The sequence below is a fragment of the Streptomyces sp. NPDC059649 genome, from assembly GCF_042734445.1.
In the GTDB taxonomy this organism is placed as follows: domain Bacteria; phylum Actinomycetota; class Actinomycetes; order Streptomycetales; family Streptomycetaceae; genus Streptomyces.
This window is the reverse complement of the sequence record NZ_JBHWDV010000068.1, coordinates 21,187-30,562: the sequence shown is the minus strand read 5'-3', so window position 1 is coordinate 30,562 and position 9,376 is coordinate 21,187. Positions and strand designations below refer to the sequence as shown.

General features: G+C 70.9%; 7 protein-coding genes. 5 read left to right on the top strand and 2 right to left on the bottom strand.

The features are described 5' to 3' along the window. The first annotated feature begins 275 nt into the window (after window positions 1–275). The 3 genes from ACFV1J_RS36495 (at window position 276) to ACFV1J_RS36485 (ending at window position 4,658) form a co-directional block, all read left to right on the top strand. The gene (locus tag ACFV1J_RS36495) at window positions 276–989 is read left to right on the top strand and encodes an HAD family hydrolase (RefSeq protein ID WP_385865636.1); all 714 of its coding nucleotides are present in this window, start codon (window positions 276–278) and stop codon (window positions 987–989) included. 374 nt (window positions 990–1,363) lie between these two features. After that, window positions 1,364–2,971: an ABC transporter substrate-binding protein gene (locus ACFV1J_RS36490; RefSeq protein WP_385865635.1), complete on the top strand. Its 1,608-nt coding sequence runs from the start codon at window positions 1,364–1,366 to the stop codon at window positions 2,969–2,971. 88 nt (window positions 2,972–3,059) lie between these two features. Beyond that, window positions 3,060–4,658 (top strand): ABC transporter substrate-binding protein, encoded by a 1,599-nt coding sequence (locus ACFV1J_RS36485; RefSeq protein WP_385865634.1) that lies wholly within the window; start codon window positions 3,060–3,062, stop codon window positions 4,656–4,658. Between the two features lie 159 nt (window positions 4,659–4,817). On the opposite strand, the gene ACFV1J_RS36480 is transcribed toward ACFV1J_RS36485, so the two are convergent. Together ACFV1J_RS36480 and ACFV1J_RS36475 are read right to left on the bottom strand one after the other, a co-directional pair. Beyond that, complete coding sequence (locus tag ACFV1J_RS36480) at window positions 4,818–5,489, bottom strand: response regulator transcription factor (protein ID WP_018087782.1); 672 nt, start codon at window positions 5,487–5,489, stop codon at window positions 4,818–4,820. A gap of 328 nt (window positions 5,490–5,817) precedes the next feature. Next, entirely contained in the window at window positions 5,818–6,804 is a 987-nt protein-coding gene (locus ACFV1J_RS36475; protein WP_385865632.1) for a RecB family exonuclease, read from the bottom strand. 175 nt (window positions 6,805–6,979) lie between these two features. Between ACFV1J_RS36475 and ACFV1J_RS36470 the strand changes: the two genes are divergently transcribed. Together ACFV1J_RS36470 and ACFV1J_RS36465 are read left to right on the top strand one after the other, a co-directional pair. Then, complete coding sequence (locus ACFV1J_RS36470; protein WP_385865630.1) at window positions 6,980–8,239, top strand: site-2 protease family protein; 1,260 nt, start codon at window positions 6,980–6,982, stop codon at window positions 8,237–8,239. Between the two features lie 104 nt (window positions 8,240–8,343). Beyond that, window positions 8,344–9,273 (top strand): tRNA (adenine-N1)-methyltransferase, encoded by a 930-nt coding sequence (locus ACFV1J_RS36465; protein ID WP_385865626.1) that lies wholly within the window; start codon window positions 8,344–8,346, stop codon window positions 9,271–9,273. Window positions 9,274–9,376 lie beyond the last annotated feature (103 nt).

Genomic DNA, 9,376 nt, shown 5'->3' with positions numbered 1-9,376 from the left:
GTGCGGGGCCCGGCCCCCACGTCCAACCCCCCCCGGGGGTTGAAGTAATCCCCCGGCGGGGGCCCCCCCCCGGGGGGCCCCGGCGGTTGGGGGGGGGGGGGGTGGTGGGGGTCCTCCCCCGGGCGCCCCCCCCCCGCCGCCGTCCCGTCGCCACCAAGCATTCCGGCGCGCACCGTCGTACACTTATCGATCCGGTAGTGGCCGGTCGTATCCCCCAGCCGGGGATGACGACCGGCCTTTTCGTCCCTTCGGGGACGCGTAACGGAGGTGGATGGATGACCAGCAGCATCCCCGCAGTCGACACCCGGACGGGCGGCGCCGGGAGTCTCCAGGCCGTCTTCCTGGACCTGGACGGCACCCTCGTCGACACCGAAGGGTTCTGGTGGGAGGCGGAGGCGCAGGTCTTCGCCGAGCTCGGCCACGTCCTCGACGACGCCCACCGCGAGGTGGTCGTCGGCGGCCCGATGACCCGTAGCGCCGGGTATCTGATTCAGGCCACCGGCGCCGACATCGGCCTGACCGAGCTCAGCGTGCTCCTGAACGCCGCCTTCCTGGACCGGATCACCCGCGGTGTGCCGCTGATGCCGGGCGCCCACCGGCTGCTGGCCGAGCTGGCCGCCCATGAGGTGCCCGCCGCGCTGGTCTCCGCCTCGCACCGCACCATCGTCGACCGGATGCTGGAATCCCTCGGGCCGGAACACTTCCGGCTGACCCTGGCCGGCGACGACCTGCCCCGCACCAAGCCGCACCCGGACCCGTACGTCACGGCCGCCGCGCGGCTCGGGATGGACCCGGCACGCTGCGTCGTCATCGAGGACACCCTGACCGGCGTGCGGGCCGGGGAGGCGGCCGGCTGCCCGGTCGTCGCGGTCCCCTCGGTGACGCCGATCCCGGCCGCCCCGGGCCGCAGCGTCGTCCGTTCGCTGGAAGAAGTCGATCTCGTATTTCTCCGCGGCCTCATCACGGAAAGCCGCGGCGCCGTGCACTGAGCGTGTCCCGCCAAATGCCCGGAAGAACTCAGGGCAGCGAGCCGCTCATTTTCCGTGACGAAAGGAGCGGCGGGATCCTGACTGAATTGATACATCGCCGCAGAGCCGTGAATGCGTGACGTTTCTCACGCGCCGGGGCATCGACAGGGGGCCCGACAGGTGATCCACGGGTCCCATTCGGAGGTTTCTACGGGGGTAAGTGTCCGGATTGGTGGAGCAACGCGCGGATCGTTCCGCCGTCCGAATATCGATCATCCCGCCGACGTTATCCGGAAGGCTTATCCCCTCAACTCCTTTGTGTCCCGGCGCGGCTGGCCGTTCCTACTAATGTCGACGCGAGCAACACCTCTGCGCTGATAAGGAACCTGCCGACGATGAATCGCAAGACCCTGGTGCTGCCGGCGCTGGCCGGTCTCCTTGCCCCCGTTCTCGCAGCCTGCGGCAGTACGGACGGCGCGGGCGAAGACAGCGATCCGATCGTGGTGGGCGTCCCCGCCCATATCGAGGCGACGAAGGCCGCGCCGGCCCCGCTCGACCCGGCGCAGGCCTACGACGTCGACGCGTGGAACGTGCTGCGCAGCACCTTGCAGACGCTGATGCGGCTGCCCCGGTCCGGCACCTCGCCGGTGCCCGACGCGGCCGAGTCCTGCGGGTTCCGCGACACCCAGAACGAGCAGTACCGCTGCACCCTGCGCAGTGGCCTGAAGTTTTCGAACGGTCATGCCCTGACGGCCCAGGACGTCAAGTTCTCCATCGACCGCATGCGGACCATCAACAACAGCAACGGCCCGGTGGCCCTGCTCGACGACATCGACACCGTCGAGACGCCGGACGACAAGACCGTGGTCTTCCACCTCACCAAGCCGGACGCCACCTTCTCGCAGAAGCTCGCGACCCCCGCGGCGGCCATCGTCGACAGCCAGGTGTACCCCAAGGACCGCCTCTACAACGGCTTCGACGTGGTGGGCTCCGGCCCGTACACGCTCAAGGTCGAGCGCAGCAACAACAGCATCACCAAGGCCGTCTTCACCAAGAACCCCGGCTACAAGGGCGGGATGAGCCTGAAGAACGACAAGGTGGAGATGCGGTTCTTCGCCGACTCGGCGTCCACGGAGCAGGCGCTGCGCAAGGGCGACATCGACCTGATGAACCGCGGGCTCGCGTCCGACCAGGTCCGCGGTCTGGAGAACGCCCGCGACCAGCACATCGCCTTCCAGGAGATGCCGGGCCAGGAGATCCGCTACCTGGCCTTCAACACCAAGGCCCCGGCCGTCTCCAACAAGGCCGTGCGCCAGGCGATGGCCCAGATCGTCAACCGCTCCGAGCTGGTGCGCAACGTCTACTCCTACACCAGTGACCCGCTCTACTCGATGGTGCCCACCGGGCTCACCGGACACATCAACTCGTTCTTCACCAAGTACGGGAACCCCGGCGCCGCCGCGGCCCGGAAGACGCTGCAGCAGGCGAACATCACCACCCCGGTGAAGTTCACCCTCGCCTACACCACGAACCACTACGGTCCCAGCAGCGGCAAGGAAGTCCGGGCGCTGCAGAAGCAGCTCAACGACACCAAGCTGTTCGACGTCAGCCTCAAGGGCGTCGACAGCTGGCAGCAGTACCGCACCAACGCCCTGGGCGGTAAGTACACCGTCTACCACATGGGTTGGTTCGCCGACATTCCGGACGCCGACAACTACATCGCACCGTTCATCGGCAAGCGGAACTTCCTCGGCAGCCCCTACCGCAACCCGAAGATCGAGTCGCAGCTGATCCCGGCCAGCCGCCAGCAGACCGACCGCAACGCCGCGGGCACCGAGTTCAAGCAGGCCCAGGACATCATCGCCGACGACGTACCGCTGCTGCCGCTGTGGCAGGGCAAGCAGTACGTCGCCGCCCGCGACGACATCACCGGCATCGGCTGGGCCCTCAACTCCGCCTCCGGGCTCCAGATCTGGGAGCTCGGCCGAGGCGTCGCCGACTGACCCCCGCGCATCCGCCCGGATGCGGCACACCGCCGCGGTGTCCCCGCCGCGGCCCGACAGGCACCACCCCAGAACGTGAGGACCTTTAGTGAGGAAGCGTGACCCGCGGCTGGCCGCCCCGATCCGAGCGGGGCTGGCCACAGCCCTCCTCGCGCTCGCCGGGTGCGGCACCGACGACTCCGCGGCGGCCGGCCACGGCGAGCCGGTCGTGATGGGAATGACGGACAAGGTCGTCGACACCGACCCGGCAGCCGGCTACGACCCCGGTTCCTGGCTGCTGTTCAACAACGTCTTCCAGTCCCTGCTGAGCTTCCCCAAGGGCGGCACCACGCCCGAGCCGGAGGCCGCCAAGCGCTGCGGCTTCACCGACGCGGACAGCAAGGTCTACCGCTGCACCCTGAAGGACGGCCTCCACTTCAGCAACGGTGACCCGCTGACCTCGAAGGACGTCAAGTTCTCCTTCGACCGCACCAAGCGCATCAAGGACAAGAACGGCCCCGCCGTGATGTTCACGGCCCTCGACAAGGTCGAGACGCCGGACGCCAAGACCGTGGTCTTCCACCTCAAGACGCCCGACGCGACCTTCCCCATGAAGATCGCCTCCGGTGCCGGCTCCATCGTCGACCACACCGCATACCCGGCCGACCGGCTGCGCACCGACGGCAAGGCCACCGGCTCCGGCGTCTACACCCTCAAGGAGTACGGCCCCGACAAGGCCGTCTTCGCCGTCAATGAGTCCTACAAGGGCCCCGCTAAGGTCAAGAACTCCGGTATGACCGTGAAGTTCTTCAACGCGCCGGACAAGCTCAAGAAGGCCGTCGAGAGCGGCAGCGTCGACCTCGCCTACCGTGGCCTGGCCATGAAGGACATCGCCCACCTGGACAACGCCTCACTGCACCAGCAGCACGGCACCCAGGTCATCGAGGGCGGCAGCGCCGAGGCCATGTACCTGGTCTTCAACATGAAGGACCCGGTCGCCAAGCAGGCCGGCGTCCGCAAGGCGATCGCCTACCTCCTGGACCGCTCCACCCTCGTCCGGGACGTCTACCAGCGCACCGCCGAACCGCTCTACTCGGTCGTCCCGGCCGGCATCACCGGCCACAGCACCTCGTTCTTCAACACCTACGGCGACCGCCCGCAGCCCGACAAGGCCAAGGCCGCACTGCGCGCCTCCGGCCTGTCCGGCAAGGTGCCGCTGACCCTGTGGGCCACCCCCGACCGGTTCGGTCCCGGCACCGTCCCGGCCTTCCAGGAGATCGCCCAACAGCTCAACGCCAGCGGCCTGTTCGACGCCAAGGTGCGCTCGGTGCCCACCGACGAGTACGAAAAGGGCGTCGCCGACGGCCGGTTCGGCGTCTACGTCAAGGGCTGGATCCCCGACTATCCGGACCCCGACAACTTCACCCAGCCGTTCTTCGGCAAGGACAACGTGCTGTCCAACCACTACGACTCGCCCACCATCTCCGGCCGGCTGCTGCCCAAGACGGCCGACGAGCAGAACCGCGCCGCCACCAAGCCCACCTTCCGCGAACTGCAGGACATCGTCGCCCGCGACGTGCCGATCATCCCGATCTGGCAGGGCAAGCAGTACGCGGTGGCCCGGGAAGGCGTCACCGGCCTGGAATGGACCCTGGACGCCTCGACCGTCTTCCGGTTCTGGGAGATCAGCAAGGCGCCCGACGCCTGACGGACGCCCTGAGAGGCACCGCACGACAGCGGGGCCGGTCCAGGAGGAGAATCCCTCCCCGGACCGGCCCCGCCGCCGTACACGGCCCCACGAGCGCCGTGGAAGCCCTCCTGAGCCGTGCGGACCGCCGCCGCGCGGCTCCCGCACCTCCCGGGCCGGCTACTGCGCTCCCGGGCGCACCAGGCCGCTCTCGTACGCGTACACCGCCGCCTGCACCCGGTCGCGCAGCCCCAGCTTCGTCAGCACATGGCCCACATGCGTCTTGACCGTCGTCTCGCTGACGAACAGGTCCGCCGCGATCTCCGCGTTCGACAACCCACGGGCCACCAGCTTCAGCACCTCCACCTCCCGCTCGGTGAGGGTGTGCAGGGTGTCCGGCACCGGCTCCTCACCCGACGGCAGATGCCCGGCGTACTTGTCCAGCAGCCGGCGGGTGATGCTCGGCGCCAGCATCGCCTCGCCCGCGGCCACCACCCGGATCGCCTGGACCAGTTCGTTCGCCGGCGCGTCCTTCAGCAGGAACCCGCTGGCCCCCGCCCGCAGCGCCTCGACGACGTACTCGTCCAGATCGAAGGTCGTCAGCACCAGCACCTTCGCCGGCCCGTCCTTCGCCGGACCGGTGATCTGCCGGGTCGCCTCGACCCCGTCCATCCGGGGCATCCGGATGTCCATCAGCACCACATCGGGCTGCAGCGCACGCACCTGCTCCAGCGCCTGCAGACCGTCACCGGCCTCACCGACGACGGCCAGGTCCTGCTCCGCCTCCAGAATCATCCGGAATCCCGTACGCAGCAGGGGCTGGTCGTCGACCAGCAGCACGCGGATGGCCACGAGCTCTCCTTCGTTAGATCGGCCCCATTCTGCCCTGCGCCGCCCCACCACCGTCCGCCGGGCACACGCGCAACGCCTGCGCCTCCCCGGGGCCAACCCCCGGGCCCCCGGGCCGAAGACCGATCAGCTGCCCTCACCGACAGCGACTGTGTCTCCTGGGGGGCAACCCCCGGGCCCCCGGCCGAAGGCCCGTCGGCCGTCCTCACCGTCAAACGACTGTGCTTCCCGGGGCCAATCCCCGGCCCCCGGCCGGAGACCGGTCGGCCGTCCTCACCGTCAACGACTGTGCTTCCCGGGGCCAATCCCCAGACCCCCGGCCGAAGACCGGTCAGCCGCCCTCCCCGACAGCGACGGTGCCTCCCGGGGAGCCAACCCCCGGACCCCCGGCCGAAGGCCCGTCGGCCGCCCTCACCACCGTCAACGGATACACCGGGGGAGTGCCGCCGAATTCCGGGCAGTGCGCCCGGTGGTCGCACCAGCCGCACAGCTTCGTCGGCCGCGGCCGCCAGTCACCGGTCTCGGTCGCCAGCCGGATCGCCTCCCACAGCGCCAGCAACTTCCGCTCCACCGCCCGCAGATCGGCCTCACCCGGGTCGTACGTCAGCACATCGCCGCTGCCCAGATAGACCAGCTGCAGCCGCCGCGGCACCACACCCCGCAGCCGCCACACCACCAGCGCATAGAACTTCATCTGGAACAGCGCGCCCTCGGCGAACTCCGGCCGCGGCGCCTTCCCGGTCTTGTAGTCGACGATCCGCACCTCGCCCGTCGGCGCGACGTCCACCCGGTCGATGAAGCCCCGCAGCCGCAGCCCCGATTCCAGCTCCGTCTCGACGTACAGCTCACGGTCGGCCGGCTCCAGCCGCTGCGGATCCTCCAGCGAGAACCACCGCTCCACCAGCGCCTCGGCCTCCGCCAGCCACGCCGCCAGCCGCTCACCCCCCGGATCGTCCGCGAACAGCTCCGCCAGCTCCGGCCGCTTGGCCAGCAGCCGCTCCCACTCGCCCGGCACCATGGCGCGCGCCCCCGCCGCCGTACGCGCCGCCGCCGGGGCGTCGAAGAGCCGCTCCAGCACCGCATGGACGACCGTGCCCCGGGTCGCCGCCGGGCTCGGCTTCTCCGGCAGCCGGTCGATCACCCGGAAGCGGTACAGCAACGGGCACTGCATGAAATCGCTCGCCCGCGACGGCGACAGCGCCACCGGCGGCCGCGCCGGCTCCGCGCCCCGCTCCCCGGCGGTCCCCCCGCCCGACCCCTCCCCGGCGTCCCGCACACCCTGCGTGCCCGCCCCGTCCTGCTCCGTGCTCCATCCCATGGCACAAAACCCTACGGCCCGCCACTGACAGGCGCGGACGGCCCTGCGCCGGACGCGCCCCGCAGCGGACCGGCGCCCGCCACTCCGCATACCATCGACGCCGGACCCCTGCGCGCTGCATGATCGGGACATCAGGCCGAGCAGGGGCGAAAGCCGTATTCGACGAGGGGACACCGTGGACGACAGCGGGAAGCCGCAGGACCCCGAGGAGTCCGTGCGGCCCCAGCCGCCCGAGCCGCCCAAGGACACCGACGGGCCCAAGGCGCCCCCACCGGGCGGGAAGCGCAGCGGCGGCGGCATCCTGATGGGCCGTCCCTTCGGCGTACCCGTTTTCGTGGCCCCCAGCTGGTTCCTGGTCGCCGCCCTGATCACCTGGGTCTTCGGCGGACAACTGGAGCGCGTGCTGCCCGAGCTCGGCGCCGCCCGCTATCTCGTCTCGCTCTTCTTCGCCGTCGCCTTCTACGCCTCGGTGCTCGTCCACGAGCTGGCCCACGTCGTCGCCGCGCTCCGCTTCAAGCTCCCCGTACGCCGCATCCAGCTCCAGTTCTTCGGCGGCGTCTCGGAGATCGAGAAGGAGAGCGAGAGCCCCGGCCGGGAATTCGTCCTCGCCTTCGTCGGCCCGCTGCTCTCCCTCGTCCTCGCCGCCGTCTTCTACGCCGGGATGCAGCTGGTCGAACCGGGCACGGTCCCCGGCGTCCTGCTCGCCGGCCTGATGATCTCCAACCTCATCGTCGCGATCTTCAACCTGCTGCCCGGCCTCCCCCTGGACGGCGGCCGGATGCTCCGCGCCGTCATCTGGAAGATCACCGGCAAACCGATGACCGGCACCATCGCCGCCGCCTGGGTCGGCCGCGCCCTCGCCGTCACCGTCCTCATCGGCCTGCCGCTGCTCACCCACACCGGCGCCCTCGGCAACGCCCGCCCCGAAATCGGCGACGCCGACTCCCTCACCGACGCCCTGCTCGCCGCGATCCTCGCCGCCATCATCTGGACCGGCGCCGGCAACAGCCTGCGCATGGCCCGGCTGCGCGAACGCCTCCCCGAGCTCACCGCCCGCACCCTGACCCGGCGCGCGGTGCCCGTCGAGACCGCCACCCCGCTCTCCGAGGCGCTGCGCCGTGCCAACGACGCGGGAGCCCGCGCCCTGGTCGTCGTCGACCCCCAGGGCCGGCCCACCGCCCTCGTCCGCGAGGCCGCCATCGTCGGCGTCCCCGACCACCGCCGCCCCTGGGTCCCCGTCGGCACCCTCGCCCAGGACCTCAAGGACGGCATGCGGGTCTCCGCCGAGCTCGCCGGCGAGGACCTGCTGGAATACCTCCGCGCCACCCCCGCCACCGAATACCTCGTCGTCGAGCGGACCGGCGAGATCTACGGCGTCCTGTCCACCGCCGACGTGGAACGCGCCTTCGTCTCGGCGATGGCGCGCACCCCTTGAGCAAGGGCGCGCACTCCTTGAGGGCCCGGTTCGCGCACGCGCTGCGGGCGGTGCCCCGTCCTCCTGTGGTCGGCGGCGCCCGCACGGCCCGGTAGGCTGGTCACATGTCCGAACCGACCGGTGCCGCCCGCCGTCGCGGGCCCTTCAAGGTCGGGGACCAGGTCCAGCTCACCGATCCCAAGGGACGCCACTACACCTTCACGCTCGAAGCGGGAAAGAGCTTCCACACCCACAAGGGAGCCTTCCCCCACGACGAGCTGATCGGTGCTCCCGAGGGCAGCGTTGTCCGTACCACCGGGAACGTCGCCTACCTCGCGCTGCGCCCGCTGCTCCCCGACTACGTCCTGTCCATGCCCCGCGGCGCCGCCGTGGTCTACCCCAAGGACGCGGGGCAGATCCTGGCGATGGCCGACATCTTCCCCGGCGCCCGCGTCGTCGAGGCGGGCGTGGGCTCCGGCTCGCTCAGCAGCTTCCTGCTGCGCGCCATCGGCGACGACGGCATGCTGCACTCCTACGAGCGCCGCGCCGACTTCGCCGAGATCGCCACGCAGAACGTCGAGCGCTACTTCGGCGGCCCGCACCCGGCGTGGACGCTGACCGTCGGTGACCTCCAGGACAACCTCTCCGACACCGACGTCGACCGGGTCATCCTGGACATGCTCGCCCCCTGGGAGTGCCTGGAGGCCGTCTCCAAGGCCCTGGTCCCCGGCGGCATCCTCTGCGCCTACGTGGCCACGACCACGCAGCTGGCGCGCACCGTCGAGGCGATCCGCGAACACGGCACCTTCAACGAGCCCTCGGCCTGGGAAACCATGGTCCGCACCTGGCACGTCGAGGGCCTGGCCGTCCGCCCCGACCACCGCATGATCGGCCACACCGGCTTCCTGCTCACCGCCCGCCGCCTCGCCGACGGCGTCGAGCCCCCGCTCCGCCGCCGCCGCCCGGCCAAGGGTGCGTACGGCGAGGACTACACGGGCCCGGGCGGCCGCGAGAAGCCGGCGGACAAGGACCAGAGCGCGACCGACCGCGGCTGACCCGCCGCCGGCGCGCCACCCCCCCCACACACACACCGTCACCGGCCACCCGCACCCGGCCACCGAACCCCTGGGCGCCGCCGCCGAGTTCCCCCCGGAACCC

Excerpts from the sequence above, each read along its gene's own strand:
- ACFV1J_RS36495 (WP_385865636.1), top strand. The coding sequence starts at position 276 with ATGACCAGCAGCATCCCCGCAGTCGACACCCGGACGGGCGGCGCCGGG.
- ACFV1J_RS36475 (WP_385865632.1), bottom strand. The coding sequence starts at position 6,804 with ATGGGATGGAGCACGGAGCAGGACGGGGCGGGCACGCAGGGTGTGCGG.
- ACFV1J_RS36465 (WP_385865626.1), top strand. The coding sequence starts at position 8,344 with ATGTCCGAACCGACCGGTGCCGCCCGCCGTCGCGGGCCCTTCAAGGTC.
- ACFV1J_RS36490 (WP_385865635.1), top strand. The coding sequence starts at position 1,364 with ATGAATCGCAAGACCCTGGTGCTGCCGGCGCTGGCCGGTCTCCTTGCC.